The organism is Paraburkholderia haematera (assembly GCF_905220975.1).
GTDB lineage: Bacteria > Pseudomonadota > Gammaproteobacteria > Burkholderiales > Burkholderiaceae > Paraburkholderia > Paraburkholderia haematera.
The window spans coordinates 129286-147805 of record NZ_CAJNBK010000007.1; the positions used below are offsets into that span (position 1 = coordinate 129286).

16 protein-coding genes are annotated in these 18520 nt (G+C 62.4%); 9 read left to right on the forward strand and 7 right to left on the reverse strand.

Annotated features, from left to right (window positions below; genetic code table 11):
* Window positions 1-100 precede the first annotated feature (100 nt).
* The 3 genes from KHO23_RS15305 to KHO23_RS15315 all read left to right on the forward strand — a co-directional run bounded on the left by KHO23_RS15305 (window position 101) and on the right by KHO23_RS15315 (window position 4190).
* On the forward strand, window positions 101-1099 hold the full coding sequence (locus tag KHO23_RS15305) for an AraC family transcriptional regulator (RefSeq protein ID WP_211612060.1): 999 nt from the start codon (window positions 101-103) through the stop codon (window positions 1097-1099).
* Between the two features lie 289 nt (window positions 1100-1388).
* The gene (locus KHO23_RS15310) at window positions 1389-2840 is read left to right on the forward strand and encodes an APC family permease (protein ID WP_211612061.1); all 1452 of its coding nucleotides are present in this window, start codon (window positions 1389-1391) and stop codon (window positions 2838-2840) included.
* Window positions 2841-2975: 135 nt separating this feature from the next.
* Window positions 2976-4190: a porin gene (locus KHO23_RS15315; RefSeq protein ID WP_211612062.1), complete on the forward strand. Its 1215-nt coding sequence runs from the start codon at window positions 2976-2978 to the stop codon at window positions 4188-4190.
* Between the two features lie 82 nt (window positions 4191-4272).
* On the opposite strand, the gene KHO23_RS15320 is transcribed toward KHO23_RS15315, so the two are convergent.
* Window positions 4273-4638, reverse strand: coding sequence for a hypothetical protein (locus tag KHO23_RS15320; protein WP_054037539.1), 366 nt, complete (start codon window positions 4636-4638; stop codon window positions 4273-4275).
* Between the two features lie 163 nt (window positions 4639-4801).
* A complete protein-coding gene (gene tam / locus KHO23_RS15325) occupies window positions 4802-5578 on the reverse strand; it encodes a trans-aconitate 2-methyltransferase (protein ID WP_211612063.1) in 777 nt (258 codons plus the stop codon).
* A 161-nt stretch (window positions 5579-5739) separates the two neighbouring features.
* Between tam and KHO23_RS15330 the strand changes: the two genes are divergently transcribed.
* Window positions 5740-6636 (forward strand): LysR family transcriptional regulator, encoded by an 897-nt coding sequence (locus tag KHO23_RS15330; protein WP_211612064.1) that lies wholly within the window; start codon window positions 5740-5742, stop codon window positions 6634-6636.
* Window positions 6637-6730: 94 nt separating this feature from the next.
* Here the strand turns inward: KHO23_RS15330 and KHO23_RS15335 are convergent, their stop codons facing one another.
* The 3 genes from KHO23_RS15335 to KHO23_RS15345 all read right to left on the reverse strand — a co-directional run bounded on the left by KHO23_RS15335 (window position 6731) and on the right by KHO23_RS15345 (window position 10225).
* A complete protein-coding gene (locus KHO23_RS15335) occupies window positions 6731-7378 on the reverse strand; it encodes a GntR family transcriptional regulator (RefSeq protein ID WP_211612065.1) in 648 nt (215 codons plus the stop codon).
* A gap of 110 nt (window positions 7379-7488) precedes the next feature.
* Entirely contained in the window at window positions 7489-8874 is a 1386-nt protein-coding gene (locus KHO23_RS15340) for an aspartate aminotransferase family protein (protein WP_407946056.1), read from the reverse strand.
* 13 nt (window positions 8875-8887) lie between these two features.
* Window positions 8888-10225 carry a glutamine synthetase family protein gene (locus KHO23_RS15345; RefSeq protein ID WP_211612208.1) on the reverse strand — a complete coding sequence of 446 codons (1338 nt, stop codon included), beginning with the start codon at window positions 10223-10225 and terminating at the stop codon, window positions 8888-8890.
* Between the two features lie 210 nt (window positions 10226-10435).
* On the opposite strand from KHO23_RS15345, the gene KHO23_RS15350 reads away from it, so the two are divergent.
* From KHO23_RS15350 to KHO23_RS15365, 4 genes are all read left to right on the forward strand, one after another.
* Complete coding sequence (locus KHO23_RS15350) at window positions 10436-11473, forward strand: AraC family transcriptional regulator (protein WP_211612067.1); 1038 nt, start codon at window positions 10436-10438, stop codon at window positions 11471-11473.
* A 200-nt stretch (window positions 11474-11673) separates the two neighbouring features.
* Window positions 11674-12588 (forward strand): N-carbamoylputrescine amidase, encoded by a 915-nt coding sequence (gene aguB, locus KHO23_RS15355; protein WP_211612068.1) that lies wholly within the window; start codon window positions 11674-11676, stop codon window positions 12586-12588.
* Window positions 12589-12657: 69 nt separating this feature from the next.
* Window positions 12658-13689, forward strand: coding sequence for a histone deacetylase family protein (locus tag KHO23_RS15360; RefSeq protein ID WP_211612069.1), 1032 nt, complete (start codon window positions 12658-12660; stop codon window positions 13687-13689).
* A 30-nt stretch (window positions 13690-13719) separates the two neighbouring features.
* A complete protein-coding gene (locus KHO23_RS15365; RefSeq protein ID WP_211612070.1) occupies window positions 13720-14343 on the forward strand; it encodes a glutathione S-transferase family protein in 624 nt (207 codons plus the stop codon).
* A gap of 85 nt (window positions 14344-14428) precedes the next feature.
* Here KHO23_RS15365 and KHO23_RS15370 read toward each other — a convergent pair whose 3' ends face one another.
* Window positions 14429-16243 (reverse strand): methyl-accepting chemotaxis protein, encoded by a 1815-nt coding sequence (locus tag KHO23_RS15370; RefSeq protein ID WP_236066859.1) that lies wholly within the window; start codon window positions 16241-16243, stop codon window positions 14429-14431.
* Between the two features lie 308 nt (window positions 16244-16551).
* On the opposite strand from KHO23_RS15370, the gene KHO23_RS15375 reads away from it, so the two are divergent.
* Window positions 16552-16896 carry a hypothetical protein gene (locus KHO23_RS15375; protein ID WP_211612210.1) on the forward strand — a complete coding sequence of 115 codons (345 nt, stop codon included), beginning with the start codon at window positions 16552-16554 and terminating at the stop codon, window positions 16894-16896.
* A 57-nt stretch (window positions 16897-16953) separates the two neighbouring features.
* Here the strand turns inward: KHO23_RS15375 and fabV are convergent, their stop codons facing one another.
* Window positions 16954-18150 (reverse strand): enoyl-ACP reductase FabV, encoded by a 1197-nt coding sequence (gene fabV / locus KHO23_RS15380; protein WP_211612071.1) that lies wholly within the window; start codon window positions 18148-18150, stop codon window positions 16954-16956.
* Window positions 18151-18520: the final 370 nt, after the last annotated feature.

The following is an 18520-nucleotide window of genomic DNA, read 5'->3' on the forward strand; positions in this document are numbered from 1 at the left end:
ATATTTTCGCGCTTGCTTATCGCGCCAAATGAACGATAAAGTGCGCCATGAGAAGTGACACGGCAGCACATCAGCGAAGACTCGGGAGGAGACGGTCGGCATGAAAAAAGTCACGCTCAACGGCAGTTTCCCAATGATCCGCGCTGCGGTGATGGGACCGGTTGTGCGCGCACTCGACGCATCAGGCGCCGAGTGCGACGCGCTGCTCGAAGCGTTCGGCATGAGCCGCAAGCTCCTGTCAAATCCGTATGAAATCCTGCCGCTCACGCGTTACGTAGCGGCATTCGAGCGCGCAGCCGAAGTACTCGGCGAACCGTTGCTCGGTTTGCGTCTCGGCAGCGAATTGCAGGTGACGGAGCTCGGGCCGGCGGGTCTCGTGTTTCTATCGTCGCCGACCTTGAATGCGGCAGTGCGCAAGTTCTCGCTCGCGCTAGCGTCGTGGCAGAACACCACGACCTGCGAGCTGCTGCGCGATGGTGAATGGCCGGTATGGACCTATCAGATCGCCAATCCGCAGATCTGGCCGCGCAGGCAGGACGCGGAATACAGCCTCTCGACGATGTGCCATATGATCCGGGCCGTGCGTGGCTCAGCGTGGAATCCGGCCGAAGTCCATTTCGAACATGCCGCGCCCACTGACCTCAAACCGTATGCACGCATTTTCCGCGTACCAGTGCGCTTTCAGCAGCCTTTCAATGGCGTGATCCTGCGTCCATCGGATCTCGATGCGCCGCTCAAAAGCGCCGACACGCAAATGGCGCGCATGATGGAGCGCCATGCCACCGATCTGATTGCGCGCGATGCAGTGCCCCACAGCATCGCCGACCAGGTGCGCGATCTGGTGACGCGGCGGCTCGCGCACGAAAAGCTGATCGTTGCCGACATCGCGAAAGATCTCGGTCTCTCGCATCGCTCGTTGCAACGGCATCTGGCCGAGGCGGGGACCTCCGTGCGGCAGATCGTGCGCGAAGAGCGGCAGCGTAGTGTGGAAGGACTGCTGGAACGCGACGGGCTCACCAATGCGGCGATCGCTCGCGCCGTGGGCTATGCCGACGCAACCGTGCTGTGGCGCGCCACGCGCAACTGGAAAAAACAATAAAAGGTAGTGGCGCCGCATGTGCTTTCATTCTGAAAGCACATGAAGGCGCAATCTTCACACGAAAAAACTTCCGTTTCCTAACTATTCGCTGCGAACCGCAGTGCCTGAGACGCTCGCGAGCATTGGCGCAATTTATCGAAAATTTGGCGCAGTTCGCGAAGTCGCTTTATTTTTTAGCTACCTACCATGCGCTCACACCGAAACATCGAACGTCGGTCAACCGAGCGCCTGGACCAGTATTTCCAGGGTTTAGGCGAGTTCCAGACTAGCCAACAAAATAGAGGCAGCGATGAATGAACCCTACTCTCCGACCCGTCTGGTCGACGCGGAGAATCCCGTGGAACTGAAGGGCAATACGCTGGGCCTGTGGCAGATCGTGTTTCTCGTGATTTCCGCGGCAGCGCCGCTTACCGGCATGCTCGGCGCGGTGCCGCCCGCGATCAGCCTGGGCAATGGCGCCGGCATTCCGGGCGCGTTCGTGATTGCCGGCATTGTGTTGCTGATTTTCAGCGTCGGCTTCGCGTCGATGAGCCGCCACGTGGTGCGCGCCGGCGCGTTTTACGCATACATCACCGCCGGACTCGGACGGCCGTTGGGCATGGCCGGCGCACTCGTCGCGCTGATGTCGTACACGTTCATCCAGATCGCGCTGTACGGGCTGTTTGGATTTTTCTGCACGGTGATTCTTGCGCCACTACTGCATACCGCGATACCCTGGTACGGCTATTCGCTCATCTGCGTAGCGGTGGTGCAATTCACCGGCATTCGCGGTATCGATCTGAATAGCCGGCTGCTCGGCGTGCTGATGTGTCTGGAACTGGGCATTCTGCTGCTGCTCGCGATTGCGATCGTCGTGCATGGCGGTGGCCCGAACGGGCTCACGCTCGCGCCGCTCACGCCGGAGCATGTGTTCAGCGGCCACCTCGGCATTGCGGTGATGTTCGCCTTCGCCTCGTTTATCGGTTTCGAAGCGACGGCGATCTACGGCAAGGAATGCCGGGACCCGAAGGTGACCGTGCCACGCGCGACGTATGTGTCGGTCATGCTGATTCTCGTGTTCTTCGCTTTCGTCACGTGGACGATTGTCTGCGCGTACGGACTGAACGACGTGGTCGCGGTCGCGACGAAGCAGCCGGGTGACTTCTGGTTCATTCAATCCGGCAAGTACCTGGGCGGTGCGGTGACGACGGTGATGAGCTTCCTGTTGCTCAGCAGTATCTTCGCGAGTCTGTTGTCGTTTCATAACACGCTGGTGCGCTATATCCACGCGTTGAGCATGGAGGGCATCCTGCCGGAAGCGCTTAACCGGGTGCACGAAAAATACCGTTCGCCGTATGTGGCAAGCTATCTGCAAACGCTCTCGGTGTGCGTTCTGCTCGGGTTCTTCATCGCGGCGGGCAGCGATGCGTTCAACATCGTGTTCAGTTGGAGTTCGGCGCTCGGCACGATCGGTATTGTGATGTTGCAAGCGGTGACGAGTTTTTCCGTTATCGCGTTCTTCCGCAAGACGCGTAAGGACACGCGCGTGTGGCACTCGTTTGTTGCGCCCCTCCTGGGCGGCATCGGCCTGCTGTATATCGGCGTGATTCTGGTGCGCAATCTCGATGCGCTCAGCGGGTCCGATAGCCCGATCGTCAAGTCTTTCCCCTGGATCGTATTCGCGGTGGCGCTCGCCGGCGTCGTGATCGGTCTCATCTTGCGTAAGAAGCGACCAGATATCTACGCGCGCTTCGGGCAGTAATCGAACAGCGCGCAAGACACTCAGCGCGCGCCAGCTCGCCACGTTCTAACGATCGACTGTTGCCGTTCATTCCCGAACGGTAGCGGAGTGCTGTCGTTCGTCCGCTGATTTCACCACTCAACTTTCGGCAAAACTATGGCAGACACATTCGTCAAGCGCTCGGCGCTTGCGCTGGCCGCGTGCGGCCTTACGATGGGCGCGCATGCGCAATCTTCGGTGACGCTCTATGGCACGGTCGACGCCGGTGTCGTCTACACGACCAACCAGCAAACGACGCTCGCCGACGGCAGCACCAACGGCCACGCGAATTATCAACTGGCGGGCGGCAATCTGGTGCCGTCGCGTTGGGGTTTGACGGGCGCTGAAGATATTGGCGGCGGCACTACGGTGAACTTCACGTTGGAGAACAGCTTTCTGATCGGCAACGGCGCGATGTTGCAATCGAACACGCTGTTCAACCGCAACGCATGGGTCGGTTTGAACAACGGCACGTACGGCGCGCTGACATTCGGCCGTCAATACGATCCGTTCTCCGACTACATGGGCGCGTATGCGTCGAGCAATAACTGGGCAACGCTGTATGGCTCGCATTTCGGCGACGTCGACAACCTCAACGAAGCGTTCAACTTTAACAACTCGATCAAGTACATCAGCCGGAGTTTCGGTGGGTTGACTGTCGGCGGATTGTTCAGCCTCGGCGGTGTGGCGGGGAATTTCTCGCAGAACAAGGGCTGGGCGCTGGCGGCGAATTACGCGCAGGGTTCGTTGTCGTTGAGCGCTGGGTATCTTGAGCTGAACCAGCCGTTGCAGGCGGCCTTAGGCGGTACAACCGGGTATATCGGCGATTTCAGTTGCGCGAATGCCGACGCGTCGTATTGTCTGCTGCAGCAGGCGAGCAAGGTGAGAATATTCGGAGCAGGGGGCTCGTATGCATTCGGTAAGGCGGGCGTGGCAGTGACCTATACGCACACGCGTCTGTCGCAGAGCCAGTATTTCGCGAATGCCGCGAGACCTGCGGGGGCGGATATCTCTTTCGATATTGCCGAGTTGAATACGACCTACATGCTCGCGCCGGATTTGCAGCTTGGTCTGGCCTATATTTTCAACGATGCCAAACCGAGCAGCAGCGCGTCGACCCGTGTGCACCAGATCAACCTTGGCGCGGTGTATAGCCTGTCGAAACGGACGGCGGTTTATGCGGTGGCGATCGGACAGAAATCGTCCGGTGCCGGGCTGGGGATCAATCCGTCGACGGGGCAGACGGAGAATCTGGCGCAGATTCCGAATATCGTCAATTCGGACACGGATAAACAACTCTCCGTGATCGTGGGTTTGCGGCACAATTTTTAATCTGCCGGTGCGGCGCTGGCAAACAGATTAACGGAGCCAACGCCGCATCCCGACTCACGCAACGTGCCACGCGGTGAAAAAATTAATCTGCGAGGCGCTTGTCCGAAAGCGCGTTCTGGCAATCCGCCAGCACCTGCTTCACCAGTCGCGCTTGAGGGTCGAGCTCGTCCGTATCGAGAATTTCCTCGACAGCATCCCGCGCCCAATCGGCCTCGACAAATTTCGCGTGCCGCTGCGCGATCTCCAGCGCGGTTGCCGACAGTCTGGCGATGCTCAACCAGTCTGCTTCCCGGGACCGATAGTCGAGCCACTTGTGAGCGGCCTGCACGTGAAACGCCGCGTCAGGCCAGTCCTCATTCAGGTAATAGGCGCCCAGGCAGCCGCATGTGAGCCAGCACAACAGCTCCAAACGGTCCCGTGGACTCAGATGATGGCGTACATCACTCATGGCGACGCTCGCTGCTGTAATTTGCGTTCCGGTGAGGACGGCAAACCGCCCCTCGCATACGTTACACAATATCACGCAGAATTCACGAGCGGCAATGCCTGCTTGACCCAGGCGGCTCCGGCGCCACAAACGCCGCGCGGCAACCGGCTGGCGGCTGACTCCGCTAGCGCGTAGCGACGATAAAGAGCCGCGGGAAGGGCAGCAGCACGGTGCCGTCAGCCTGGGCCGGATACGCCCGCGCGATTGCATCCCGGTAGCGCTGCAGAAAGACGCTTTCCTCGCTGTCGTCGAGCTCGGCGAGAAACGGCCTCAGCGCGCTGCCCTTGAACCATTCGACCACCGCATCCGCGCCGCCCGCCAGCGGATGGTGGTAGACGGTGCGCCACACGTCGACCCGCGCGCATTGCGGCTTGAGCAGCGAGTAGTACCAGTCGGCGCCGTAGCGCATGGTGCGTTCCACGCCCTTTAACTTGTTGGCCCAAGGACCGTCCGCCGCGATTTCGCGCAGCAGACGGTGCGCCGGCTCGTCGAGGTTGTCCGGCATTTGCACGGCAAGGCTGCCGCCCGGCGCGAGTTTCTTCACCAGCGACGCAAACACCTGCTCATGATTCGGCACCCACTGCAGCACGGCGTTGGCGAGGATCAGGTCGTAGGGGCCCGGAGCCTCCCACGTCGCAATGTCGCTTATGTCGAACTGGAATTGTGGCAGGCGCTTCCTGGCCGCCGCGATCATGTCGGCGGAACTGTCCAGACCGCTGACCGCCGCGCCGGGCAGGCGGGCCGCCAGTGCTTCGGTGGAGTTGCCGGGGCCGCAGCCGATGTCGACCGCCACTCGTACATCCGTTGCCGGGACCGCCGCCAGCAGATCCCTGACGGGCCGCGTGCGTTCGTTTTCGAATAACACGTACTGCTTCGCATGCCAATTCGTCGTTGAAGTCATCTCACACTCCTTTGTTTCGATCGCTGGATCGTTTCCGCCGACCTCCGCGCGCCGTGTGCGGTGTGGGGTGTGCGGTGTCAGGCCGATCCAATCCGTTCATTCTCTGCGGTGATGAAGGCGGAGTAAAATGAATTTATTATCCAGATTCCTTCATTTTTCTAATGAAAATCGACACCCTCGGCGTGCAGGCATTCGTCGCGATTGCGGATCGCGACAGTTTTCAAGCCGCCGCCGATTCGCTCCACGTCACGCAAACGGCCATTACGCAACGTCTGCGCAAGCTCGAAACGTACCTCGGCGTCACGTTGATCGAGCGGACCACCCGATCCATGGCGCTGACGGAAATAGGGCGCAGTTTTTTGCCGCAGGCGCGGCGTTTGCTGGGCGAACTTGCCGATGCGCTGGTGGAGATTCGCGAGACAGGCGTGGCGCGTCGCGGCGATGTGTCGATCGCCTGTGTGCCGACCGTGGGCGTGCAGTATCTGCCGCGCATTTTGCAGGCGTATGCCGCGCGTTATCCGCATAACCGCATCAAGATTCTCGATCACGCCTCGTCCGCGGTGGAGGCAGCCGTGCTGCGCCGGGAGGTGGAGTTCGGCATCAACATCGCCGGCGAGCATCATCCGGATCTTGCCAGCGTGCCGTTGACGGAAGACCGCTACGTGCTGATTTGCCATGAAGATCATCCGCTGGCAAAACGGCGGCGCATCGCCTGGCCGCAACTGCAACCGTATCCGCTGATTTTTGCCGGCGAGGTCAGCGGCAATCGCGCCTTGCTCGATGTCGCGCTGGAAAAGAGCGAACTGGCGCTGCGCTCGTTTTATGAAGTGCAACGCAGTTCGACTGCGGTTGGCCTGGTCGCTCAGGGCGTGGGCGCCGCCGTCGTGCCGGCGCTAGCGATTCAGAAGGGCGCGTATCCGACGGTTCGTATGGTCGAACTCACGCATCCGGTGGTGTCGCGCACGCTGGTTCTTGTGGCGCGCAAAACCGCCCAGTTGTCACCGGCGGCGCAGGCGCTCTACGACATGATTCTTGAGCAGGCGACGCTGAAAGCGTGACGAAGGCGGCCGGGCGCAGGGTATCGGGCTCGAAACCTGAAGCCCGAAACGTGACGCGAATCCCGGGTACGAACGCCCAGGGCAAGTCCAGCTTCTACAAACACTGAGCGCGCAAACAGCTCGCCGCATGACTCAGATCGTGCTCAATCGCGCGCCGCACGCCGGCTGCGTCGCGCGACTTCGCAGCGTTCAGCAAATCGTCGTGGGCGTCGTTGAGCGTAGCGGCGAACTGCGCGTCGCCAAACAACAGATTCGAAATCGGTCCAACCTGCAGCCACACCGTTTCGATCAATTCGAGCAGAAGCGGCGAGCCGGCCGCGCGGTACAGAATCAGGTGAAACGCCTCGTTGGCGTCGAGATAGCCCTTGGCGTCGGCAGTCCGCAAGGCCTGCACCATCCGCGCATTCAGTTTTTCCAGCGTTTCCAGATCGTGCTCGCTGAGATGCGGCACACCCAGTTCGGCGGCCTGGCCCTCGAGAATCATGCGTACACGCAGCACATCGTCGAATTGTGCTTTCGACAGACGGGGCACCGTCACGCCGCAATTGGGCACGTTCACCAGCGCGGATTCGGCCGCCAGCCGCTGCAAGGCGGAGCGCACCGGCATCTCGCCCACGCCGAGTTCGGCGGCGACGTGCCGGATCTTGATGCGCTCGCCGGGCACGAAGCGCCCAATCGTCAGCCATTGCCGCAGCGTTTCGTAGGTCTGGTCCTGCAGCGTGTGATGGCGCGAAGTTTTCATAAAGCTCGGTGCAGGGGCCGAAAAAAGCTGCGAACAGGCTGCAAAAACGCCGGAAAAACGGCCGCTAGTTTAGCGCCGGCCATGCTCGACCGGCCTCGATCCAATCAGGCTCACGTCAGTTCGGCAAGGCAGGCGTCGAACGTGGAAACCAGTTTGTCGACGTCGGCCGCCGACGTCTCGGGACACACCAGGATCATGTTGTGAAACGGCGTAATCAGCACACCGCGATTGAGCAGGTACAGGTGCACGACATGCTCCAGTTCCGGATCAAGCTGGCGGCCGGCCTCGGTGCCGTTGCGCGGCGGTGCCGGCGTGAACTGGAATTCGGTGCGGGCGCCGACGCGCGTCACGCACCACGCGAGGCCATGACGCTCGATCGCACTTTTCAGGCCGGCTTCGATCCGCTCGGCGAGCGCGAACATATGCTCGTAGGCGGTATCGGTCATCACCTCGGAGAGCGTCGCGCGGATCGCGCTCATGGCCAGCATGTTCGCCGTCAGCGTGGTGCCGATGCCGGAGTGGCCGGGCGGTGCGCTGCGTTTGGCGTGCTGCGCACGGGCCGCGAGCTCCGCGCTGAAACCGTACACCGCACATGGAAAGCCGCCGCCCACCGGTTTGCCGAGGATGAACAGATCGGGTTCGAGGCCGTACGCTCTCGTGTAACCGCCCGGCCCGCAACTGATGGTGTGGGTTTCGTCGATCGCCAGCAGCGTGCCGTAGCGCCGCATCAGCGCTTGTGCTTGCCGCCAGTAGTCCGCTTCGGGCAGCACCATGCCGATGTTGGTCATCGCGGGTTCGGCCAGCACACAGGCGACGTCACCGTCTTTCAGCGCGTTTTCCAGCGCGGCCAAGTCGTTGAATTCGATCACGCGCGTGTTCTCGAGCAGGTCGTGCACCTGGCCGATCAGGCTGTCGCGCTGTTGCGGCTTGCCGTCGACGAGATCGACGAACACGTCGTCCACGGTGCCGTGATAGCAGCCGTTGAAAATCACAATCTGTTTGCGTCCGGTCGCGGCGCGCGCCCAGCGCAACGCAAAGCGGTTGGCGTCGCTCGCCGTCATCGCGAACTGCCAGTAGGGCAGCCCGAAACGGCGCGCGAGTTCTTCGCCGACCCAGGCGGCATCCTCGCCCGGCAGCATGGTCGTCAGACCGCGCTCAGCCTGGGCCGCCAACGCGCGGGCCACGGGAGCGGGCGAGTGACCGAACATCGCCCCCGTGTCGCCGAGGCAGAAGTCGGCGTAGCGATGACCGTCCACGTCGGTAAACGCGGCGCCGCGTGCTTCTTCGACATAGAGCGAGAAGGGCGTCGACCAGTCGTTCATCCAGTGCAGCGGCACGCCGAACAACAGGTGCCGCGCGGCGCGTTCGGACAGCGCGCGCGAGGTCGGCATGGCTTCGGCAAACGCGCGGCGTTCGCGTTCGACGAGCGCTTGCGCGCGCTCCCAGTTGATGCCTTGGCGAGTATTCAAATCCAGCTTCTCCGATGATGTTTCCATAAGCCGCCCGCGCTCAGACGAGCAGTTGCAGATGCTCGCGTTCCCACGCGGTAATGCCTTGCGAGAAGGTCTCGAATTCCTTCTCCTTCACCGAGCAATAGGCCTGCACGAAGTTTTCGCCCAGCACGTCCGCGAGTTCGGTGCATTTCAGGAGCGCCTTGAGCGCGTCTTCGAGACCGCGTGGCAATTCGTATTCGAGGTCGTACGCGCTTTCGATCATCGGCGCCGAGGCTTCCTGTTGCTCCACCATGCCGAGATAGCCGCAGGCGAGGGTGGCCGCCATCGCGAGATACGGATTGACGTCGACACCCGGCACGCGGTTTTCGAGCCGCCGGCCGTCGGGCCCCGAGTTCGGCACGCGGATGCCGCAGGTGCGGTTGTCGTAGCCCCAGCGCACGTTGATCGGTGCCGCGGTGAAGCGCGACAGGCGCCGATAGGAATTCACATAAGGCGCGAACATCGGCATGGCTTGTGGCATGTACTTCTGCAAGCCGCCGATATAGTTGAAAAACAGCGGGCTGGCCGATCCGTCAGGCAGCGAAAAGATGTTTTCGCCGGTTTTACTATCGACAATGCTCTGATGAATATGCATCGCGCTACCGGGCTCGTGCTCCATCGGCTTAGCCATGAACGTCGCGAAAATGCCATGACGGTACGCGGTTTCGCGCACCGCGCGCTTGAACAGGAACACGCGGTCGGCGAGATCGAGCGCGTCGCCATGAGAGAAATTGATTTCCATTTGCCCCGCGCCGACTTCGTGCACGAGCGTTTCGACACCGAGATGCGTGGTCTCGCAGAAGCGCGAGAGGTCCTGGAAGAACGGATCGAATTCATTGACGGCGTCGATCGAAAACGACTGGCGGCCGGCTTCGTGACGCCCCGCGCGGCCGAGCGGCGGGCGCAACGGTTCATGCGGGTTCTTGTTCTGGGCGATCAGGTAGAACTCCATCTCCGGCGCGACCACGGGACGCCAGCCTTTTTCCTCGTAGAGTTTCAACACACGCCGCAAGACCGCGCGCGGCGAAATGCCGATCGGCTTGCCGTCGAGTCCGACGCAATCGTGAATCACCACCGCGACCTGCTCGATGGCCCACGGTACGAGCCGCACCGTATTCGGATCGGGGATACAGACCATGTCGGGATCGCTCGGCCCGACAAAGCGCTCGAAATCTGCGAACTCGCCGTTGACGGTGATCATCAGCAGCGCGTTCGACATGTGCATCTTGCCTTCCGAGAGAAACAGGTTCTTCGGCACGATCTTGCCGCGCGCGACGCCCGTCATGTCCGGTATCACGCATTCCACTTCATGAATGCGGTGATGTTCCAGGAATTCACGCAAATCCGCACGCAGGTCGTCGCGTAGGTCGCTTGGCAAGGTTGACTCCAGTCGGTTGATGAAGACGGCGCGAAGCGCGGCTGCAAATCTTGCGCGACGAGCTGTCTGTTCGGGAAAGCTGGGCGTTTTGCATCATGAGATTTGATCAAATCATCGCACGGATTTCCCCTTTTGGGAAATTTGATCAAATATCATGCTCTCACCGAGAGAGCCCAAGAACCGCCCATGACCGATGCACCGTGTTCGCCACGCCCGTCGCCGGCCCAATGCGTCGCGACCCTGCATACGATTGCTGCTGCAGTCTCCTTGCTGGAGCGGCAGGGGATTGACGCTGCTGCGCTGCTGGCGGGAAGCGGCATCAGCGAGGGCGATTTGCGGCAGCCGTCCGGGCTCGTCACGCACGCGCAGGAGCTGATCGTGTTCGCCAACGCACTCGGCGCTTGCGGCGATACGCGCCTCGGCCTCGATATCGGCCGCGCCATGCATATTTCGAGCTACGGCATCCTCGGTTACGCGATGCTGGTGAGTCCCACGCTCGGCGACGCGTTGCAATGCGCCCAGGACTTCCCCGTCCTGCTCGGCAGCTACTTCAAGGTTTCGCTGCGCCGCAACGGCGACGAAGCGGCAATCGTCGCGGCTGATTATCACTACCGGCCGGACCTCACCGTGATCAACACGGACATGTGCCTCGCGTCGATGTGGGCGATTGTCTGCGACGTGCTGGCCGCCCGTCGCGCGCCTGCCGCGCTCGTGGTGACGTTCGGCGCGCCGGCTCACGCGGATGCCTACGAAGAGCGGATAGGCCGCCACGCCACCTTTGACGCCGCCGAAAATGCGCTGATATTTCCGGCCAGCTGGCTCGACGAACCGCTGCCCCTTGCCGAGCCGGTGAGTTATCTGATGTCGCGCCAGCAATGCGCGCAACTGGAGCGCGAATGGGCCACCGCGGCGGGCAACGACGTGACCGCACGCAGCCTGCGCCTGCTGTATTCCGACCCGCGCCGCTACGGTTCGCTGAGCGCGCTCGCCGATGCGCTGTGCGTGTCGGAACGTACGCTGAGACGGCGTCTGGCGGGTAGCGGCTCCGCCTTTCAGGCGCTGCTCGACCGCGTGCGCCACGATCTCGCGCTCGACTACCTGATGCGCACGCGCCTGTCGATGTCGGATATCGCCGAGCGGCTCGGCTATAGCGAAACGGCCGGCTTCCGGCATGCGTTCCGCCGTTGGACCGGCCATTGTCCGAGCGACTACCGCTGCGCGTAGCCGGCGGTTCTGTCGAAAGTCCTTTGGAAGCCGAGGCATGAACGGCGCCGCCACGCGCTGTGAAGTCACGTCCTGACGCGCTGCCATTTCGCTCAGATTGGCCACATTTATCCCCTCGATGACCGCTTCTCCGTTATCACTCATGGGCGCACCTCGGGCAGAATTTTCCCGGACAAAACCATCGACATAGGAGACACAAGATGCGCGAAGTCAGCGTGGCGGCAATCCAGTTGGCCGTATCCGGATGGGATCGCGAGGCTAATCTCGCCCAGGCGGAGGGCCTCGTGCGCGAAGCGGCAGCACAGGGCGCACAGGTGATCCTGTTGCCTGAGCTGTTCGAGCTGCCGTACTTCTGCACCGAGCAGGACGCGAAGCACTTTCGCCACGCGCTGCCGTACGAAGGCCATCCCGCCATCACACGTTTGAGCCGCGTCGCCGCCGAATTGAACGTGGTCCTGCCGGTCAGTTTCTTCGAACGGGCCGGCAACGTCTTCTTCAACACGGTGGCGATGATCGACGCCGACGGCAGCGTGCTCGGCCGCTATCGCAAAACCCATATTCCCGACGGCCCCGGCTACAGCGAGAAGTACTACTTCACGCCCGGCGACACGGGTTTCCGGGTCTGGCCGACGCGTTACGGCACGCTCGGCGTCGGTATCTGCTGGGACCAGTGGTTCCCTGAGACGGCTCGCGCCATGGCGCTCCTCGGTGCTGAATTGCTGTTCTATCCGACCGCGATCGGCAGCGAACCGCAAGACCCCTCGCTCGACAGCAGCGCGCACTGGCAGCGGGTGATGCAGGGTCACGCAGGCGCGAACCTCGTGCCGCTGATCGCCGCGAACCGCACGGGCCGGGAGCAGGGCCGCGACTTTGCGCAGCGCTATTACGGATCGTCGTTCATCGCCGATCAGTATGGCGAGCAGGTGCAGAAAGCGGGGCGCGACGAGCCCGCGATCCTGCTTCATCGGTTCGATCTGGATGCGCTCGCCGAGACTCGCCACGCATGGGGTGTATTCCGCGACCGGCGTCCGGCCTGCTATGGCATCCTCGCGACGAGCGATGGCGAACACCGTACCGCGGAGGGCGCATCTGGCGCATCGTATCCGCGAGTGTGACCGGCCCGGGCGGGTTGGGTAGCGGATTCAGGCAGGACTCAAGCAGCACGCATCCTGAGGAGACATGGCATGTTGACTGTGTATAGCGAGCGGCACCGGCTGCACCATGGCCGTGCTGAATTGATCGATGGCGAAATGAAGCCTTGCTTCGAGATGCCGAGCCGTGCCGATTTCGTGCTGGAACGGGTGCGCGAAACGAAGCTTGGCGACGTGATTGCGCCCGCGCCGTTCGGGCTCGATCCCGTGCACCGTGTTCACGACAAGGGCTTCATCGCGTTTCTTCGCGGTGCGTGGGACGAATGGAGCGCACTCGGCCGCAAGCATGACGCGCTGCCGCTCATCTGGCCGGTGCGCGGCATGCGCCAGGACCGCGTGCCGGAAGATATCGACGGCAAGCTGGGCTACTACGCGATGGACGCGGGTGTGCCGATCACCTCGGGCACCTGGACCGCAGTGAGCGACGCGGTGGACGTGGCGCTCACCGGCGCGCGCCACGTGAGGGAGGGCGCGCGCGGCGCGTTCTCGTTGTGCCGGCCGCCCGGGCACCACGCGGCGGCGGACTATATGGGCGGCTACTGCTATATCAACAACGCGGCGGTGGCGGCGCAGTCATTCCTCGACGCGGGTGCGAAACGCGTGGCGATTCTCGATGTCGACTATCACCACGGCAACGGCACGCAGAGCATTTTCTATCACCGCCCGGACGTATTGTTCGCGTCGCTGCATGGCGATCCACGCACGGAGTATCCGTTCTTTCTCGGGCACGCCGACGAAACCGGCGCGGGTGCGGGCCTCGGCTACAACGCGAACTTCCCGCTGCCACCGGGGACGGCGTGGGCGGACTATGCGGTGGCGCTCGACGCGGCTTGCGCGCGTGTCGTCGACTACGCGCCGGATGCGCTGGTGGTGTCGCTGGGCGTCGATACTTTCGAAGAGGATCCGATCTCGCAGTTCAAGCTGCGTAGCGCGGACTATCTGCGCATCGGCGAGGCGATTGGACGCGTGGGAAAACCAACCTTGTTCGTGATGGAAGGCGGCTACGCGGTCGCGGCGATCGGGGTGAACGCGGTGAATGTGCTGACGGGTTTTGAGTCGGTTTGACGGTCCTCGATCCCATGCTCCCATGCTCCCATGCTCCAGATACTAGGCAAAGCCACCTCCATCAACGTCCGCAAAGTCCTGTGGACGTGCGCCGAACTCGGGCTGCCGTTCGAACGGGAGGACTGGGGTTCCGGCTTCAGGGCGACCGACGTGCCCGAGTTTGTCGCGCTGAATCCTAATGCCATGGTTCCGGTGATCCGGGACGGCGAGTTCGTGCTGTGGGAATCCAACTCGATCATCCGCTACCTGGCCGGCCGCTATGGCGGCGAGTCTCTCTATCCGAGGGACCCTTGCGAGCGCGCAAAGTGCGATCAATGGATCGACTGGCAGGCAAGCGAACTGAACCGGGCCTGGAGCTACGCGTTTCTGGCCTTGGTCCGGCATTCGCCGGCGCATCGGGACCGTCAACAGATCGACCTGTCGTGCGCGAACTGGGCGAGGCATATTGCAATCGTCGACCGGCAATTGGACATGACCGATGCCTTCATCGCCGGTCCATCGTTCTCGCTTGCGGATATTCCGATCGCGCTGTCGATCAACCGCTGGCTCGAAACGCCGCTGCAGCATGCCGAATTTCCCGCGCTGACGGCTTATATGGCGCGTCTTGCCGCGCGCCCGGGTTATCTGGACTACTGCCGCAACGGCACGCCGTGAGCCGTACGTCTGTGCTGTGCGGCCCAACAACCATAGGCCCAAGTGGCAAGGGCAGCCTGAGGCGGCGTCGCGCCGTCGATGCGCTTTACGCGTGGGTCTCGGCGTGGCGCAGCCTGAACAACCCCACGATGCGCGACAGGCCGTGCGCCTGCTCGTTCAGCGTCGCGGAGGCGGCGGTCGATTGCTCCACGAGGGCGGCGTTTTGCTGGGTCGACTGGTCCATCTCGGCGACGCTGCGGTCGATCTGGCTGATGCCGGCGCTCTGCTCGTTCATTGCGCCGTCGATTTCGCCAATGACGCGATTCACGCGGTCGATCCCGGCGACGATTTCCTGCATCGCCGCGCCGGCGGCCTGCACACGCTGCGCACCCGTGCCGACGCTGGCTTCGGATGCCTGGATCAGGTCCTTGATCTCGCGCGCGGCGGTGGCGCAGCGCTGCGCCAGTGTGCGAACTTCGCCCGCTACCACGGCGAAGCCGCGGCCGTTCTCGCCGGCCCGTGCCGCTTCGACCGCCGCGTTGAGCGCCAGGATGTTGGTCTGAAACGCGATGCTGTCGATCACGCCGATAATTTCGGTAATGCGTGCGGAGGACCGGGCGATGTCGTCCATCGTGCTGACTGCGCTCGTCACGACTTCGCCGCCGCGCGCCGCTGCCTGGCTTGCCGAGGTCGCGAGCCGCGTGGCCTCCACGGCCGATTCGGCCGACTGCCTGACGCTGGCGGTCAACTGCGTGAGGGCCGCCGAGGTGGTCTGCAGATTGTAGGCGGACGTTTCCGTGCGCTGCGACAGATCGCGGTTGCCCATTTCGATTTCGCTGGTCGCCGTCTTCATGTTCTCCACGCCGGCACGCACTTCCAGCAGCACCGTGCCGATCTTGTCGACGAACGCGTTGAACGAGGCGGAAATCTGCGCGACTTCGTCGTTGCCGACCACCGGCAGGCGATGCGTGAGATCGCCGCTGCCCGAGCCGATCGTATCCATGGCATCGCGCACCTGCGAGAGGCCGCGGAACGAATGCGAGGTGAAGAACGCGGCAATGCCCACCGCCGCCAGCGTCAGCAACACCATCGCCACGCCGAGTGCTTGCAGGACGTTGGCCAGACCTGCTGTTGCCTCTGCCTTGTCGAGTGCGATCACCAGATACCAGTCGGTGCCGTGCACCGGCTGCGCCTTGAGCAGCTTCGCCACCCCGCCCAGCTCGACTTGCATCGGCGCACCGGCTTGCGCGAGCGAGCTCAGCGCGTCCGGCGTGAGCGCCGCGGAGATGTCGGTTGCCTGCTTGAGAATCAGCTTGGCATCCGGATGCGCGATCACCTGACCGTCGCGCGCCACCACGAAGGCCAGGCTCGAGGGCGTCGGATGCACGGCGGCGACCACTTCGCGCACCCCGTCGAGTGGTACGGCGCCGCTCAACGCGCCGGTCGCTTCGCCGTTACGGATCATCGGCGCGGAAAACGAGACGTAGGGCACGCCGGTCGACGCGTCGCCGTACGGCTTCGTGACAATCAGCGTACCGGCCGCGACGGCCGCCTTGTACCAGGGCCGGGCAGTCGGATCGTAGTCCTTGGGCGTGGTGCTGCTGGTCGAGAAATAGGTCTTGTCGGTCCAGCCGACGGTGGTGATTGGAAAGCCGTCCGCATTGCTCATATGCTTGACGAAGCCTTGCGGATCGCCGTGCTCGACCTCTTCAGCGGTCACCTTCACGGCCTGGGCCTTAGCGGCCACCCACTTGTCGATGGCCAGTGCATTGGCGTCGGCGATCGCGCTCAGGTTCTCCGCGATGGTCGCCATCGTATTGGCGCGCACCGTGACGTAGGCGGTGGCACCCGAGAGCGCGAGCGCGCCGATGACCGTAGCGGAGGAAATGATGAGGATGCGGGTTCGGAGTGAGGAAATCATGGTTTCCGTGAAGAGTGGGGGAGGCTGCTGCACGATCTGGAATGGAACGCCTGCTGCGGCACCTCGGCACGACCCGAGCCGGGCCGCGGTTTTAGGGCTACCTTCACGGACTACGGCGAAAAAATGGAGAACTTGAGGCGGCCGCGTGGGTGGCGGCGACGTTGATGTCGCAGGATTCGTTTGCAGACGAATGCTTACAAACACGCGAGCGAAATCCTTACGGAATTCTGAGTGCCGGATGCTCCTGCGCACCACGGCCCGATGCGCCTACAATGGCCGCTTTTGCGACACAGATTGAAGGTTTAACGATGCGGGTATTGAAATTTGCACTGGCGCTGCTGACGGCCAGTTTCACGCTCAACGCAAGCGCCGAGATGACGGCCGCGCAATACAAGGTCTGGGCGCATACCGACAACAACTCGGTCTACGCGGCCTACATCACGGGCACGATCAACGCGCTGGGGTGGGCGAATGGGGATCTGGTGTCGAAGAAGCGTCCGCCGCTGTTCTGCCCGCCGCAAAACCTGGCTATCGGCAACCAGAATGTCTACCCGTTGCTCGATCAGTTTTTCACCAACCATCCGGGTATTTCAGACGACTTTCCGATCGGCCTCGCCATTCTGCGCACGCTTCAGGCGGCGTTTCCCTGCTGATACCGCCGATCGTTTTGAATCAGGCGGCTTACGGGGCCGCGAGGGCCCCGCGAAGACTTACATCTGGACGAGCCCGGGAATCTGCACATCCGGATTGACGTCGGCGTCATAGTCCACGCCGGCGATCTCGAATCCGAAGAGACGCAGGAAATCGGTCTTGTAGCCGCTGAAGTCGGTGAGTTCGTAGATATTGTCGTTGGTCACCTGAGTCCAGAGCGCCTGGACGCGTGCTTGCACGTCGGGATCGAGTTCCTTGTAATCGGCGCGCAGACGGCCTTCTTCATCGATGTGCGGCGTTGCGCCGTACATGCTGTCTTTGTAAAGCCCGTAGACCTGCTCGATACAGCCTTCGTGCGTGCCTTTTTCCTTCATGACCTTGAAGAGCAGCGACAGGTACAGCGGCATCATCGGGATCGCGGAGCTTGCTTGCGTGACGACCGCCTTGAGCACCGAGACGCGTGCATCGCCGCCCTTGGCAGCGAGTTTTTCGCGGATGCCGATCACCTTCTGGTCGAGGTCTTTCTTGGCCGCGCCGATCGAGCCGTTCCAGTAGATGTCGTGCGTGATTTTTTCGCCGAGATAGGTGAACGCGGTCGTCTTCGCGCCGTCCGCGAGCACGCCGGCTTCGAGCAGGGCGTCGATCCACATCTGCCAGTCTTCGCCGCCCATGACTGCGACGGTGTTGTCGATTTCTTCTTGCGTGGCGGGTTCGAGGACGGTTTCCTTGACGACTTCCTTGTCGGTGTCGATGCCGCGCAGGGTGACGGCCTTGCCGATCGGCTTCAGGGTCGAGCTGAACACTTCGCCGGTTTTCGGATGCGTGCGTTTGGGGGCGGCAAGACTGTAGACGACCAGGTCGACCTGACCAAGATCGCGCTTGATGACTTCGATGGTGCGTTGTTTGACTTCATCGGAGAAGGCGTCGCCATTGATGCTCGTGGCGTACAGGCCTTTTTCCGCGGCGAATTTCTCGAAGGCGGCGGTGTTGTACCAGCCTGCCGTGCCGGCTTTGGTTTCGCTGCCGGCGCGCTCGAAGAACACGCCGAGGGTGGCCGCGTCCGAACCGAAGGCGGCGCTGATGCGGGCGGCGAGGCCGTAACCTGTGGATGCGCCGATCACGAGCACCTTCTTCGGGCCATTGGCAATGGGGCCGCGTGCCTTGACGTATTCGATCTGTTCTTTGACGTTGGCTTCGCAGCCGGTCGGATGGGTCGATACACAGATGAAGCCACGCACGCGCGGTTTGATGATCATGAAGCACCTCTTGTCGGAATTGCCGACATTATAGTTTGGGCCTGCTCGGCGGGGTTTTTTTGTCTGGTTGCCTTTTGGGGTTGGTCTTTTCTTGTTTTCTTTGTGGTTTCCTTGTTTTGTTAGTGGTCTATTAGCGTTGCCCCTGTGCGGGGCGGCACTCACTTCTCTTTGCCGCCGCAAAGAGAAGTAAGCAAGAGAAAGCGGCTCACACCGCCAGCTCATAAGCGGGTCCCCTGGCTTGGAGGAGGTAGTGGCGCATCTGGAATCCGTGCCCCCGCACACTCCACGTTAGTGACTAAGGGCTCATCAGCTCCCACTCCGCACTGCGTACGTCGCGGATGGGTATGCATGGGAAACCAGGGGTTTCGGG

What these genes read in the sequence shown, in the direction of transcription:
- KHO23_RS15305 (WP_211612060.1), top strand. Translation starts at nt 101, where the DNA reads ATGAAAAAAGTCACGCTCAACGGCAGTTTCCCAATGATCCGCGCTGCG.
- KHO23_RS15310 (WP_211612061.1), top strand. Translation starts at nt 1,389, where the DNA reads ATGAATGAACCCTACTCTCCGACCCGTCTGGTCGACGCGGAGAATCCC.
- KHO23_RS15315 (WP_211612062.1), top strand. Translation starts at nt 2,976, where the DNA reads ATGGCAGACACATTCGTCAAGCGCTCGGCGCTTGCGCTGGCCGCGTGC.
- KHO23_RS15320 (WP_054037539.1), bottom strand. Translation starts at nt 4,638, where the DNA reads ATGAGTGATGTACGCCATCATCTGAGTCCACGGGACCGTTTGGAGCTG.
- tam (WP_211612063.1), bottom strand. Translation starts at nt 5,578, where the DNA reads ATGACTTCAACGACGAATTGGCATGCGAAGCAGTACGTGTTATTCGAA.
- KHO23_RS15330 (WP_211612064.1), top strand. Translation starts at nt 5,740, where the DNA reads ATGAAAATCGACACCCTCGGCGTGCAGGCATTCGTCGCGATTGCGGAT.
- KHO23_RS15335 (WP_211612065.1), bottom strand. Translation starts at nt 7,378, where the DNA reads ATGAAAACTTCGCGCCATCACACGCTGCAGGACCAGACCTACGAAACG.
- KHO23_RS15340 (WP_407946056.1), bottom strand. Translation starts at nt 8,874, where the DNA reads ATGGAAACATCATCGGAGAAGCTGGATTTGAATACTCGCCAAGGCATC.
- KHO23_RS15350 (WP_211612067.1), top strand. Translation starts at nt 10,436, where the DNA reads ATGACCGATGCACCGTGTTCGCCACGCCCGTCGCCGGCCCAATGCGTC.
- aguB (WP_211612068.1), top strand. Translation starts at nt 11,674, where the DNA reads ATGCGCGAAGTCAGCGTGGCGGCAATCCAGTTGGCCGTATCCGGATGG.
- KHO23_RS15360 (WP_211612069.1), top strand. Translation starts at nt 12,658, where the DNA reads ATGTTGACTGTGTATAGCGAGCGGCACCGGCTGCACCATGGCCGTGCT.
- KHO23_RS15365 (WP_211612070.1), top strand. Translation starts at nt 13,720, where the DNA reads ATGCTCCAGATACTAGGCAAAGCCACCTCCATCAACGTCCGCAAAGTC.
- KHO23_RS15370 (WP_236066859.1), bottom strand. Translation starts at nt 16,243, where the DNA reads ATGATTTCCTCACTCCGAACCCGCATCCTCATCATTTCCTCCGCTACG.
- KHO23_RS15375 (WP_211612210.1), top strand. Translation starts at nt 16,552, where the DNA reads ATGCGGGTATTGAAATTTGCACTGGCGCTGCTGACGGCCAGTTTCACG.
- fabV (WP_211612071.1), bottom strand. Translation starts at nt 18,150, where the DNA reads ATGATCATCAAACCGCGCGTGCGTGGCTTCATCTGTGTATCGACCCAT.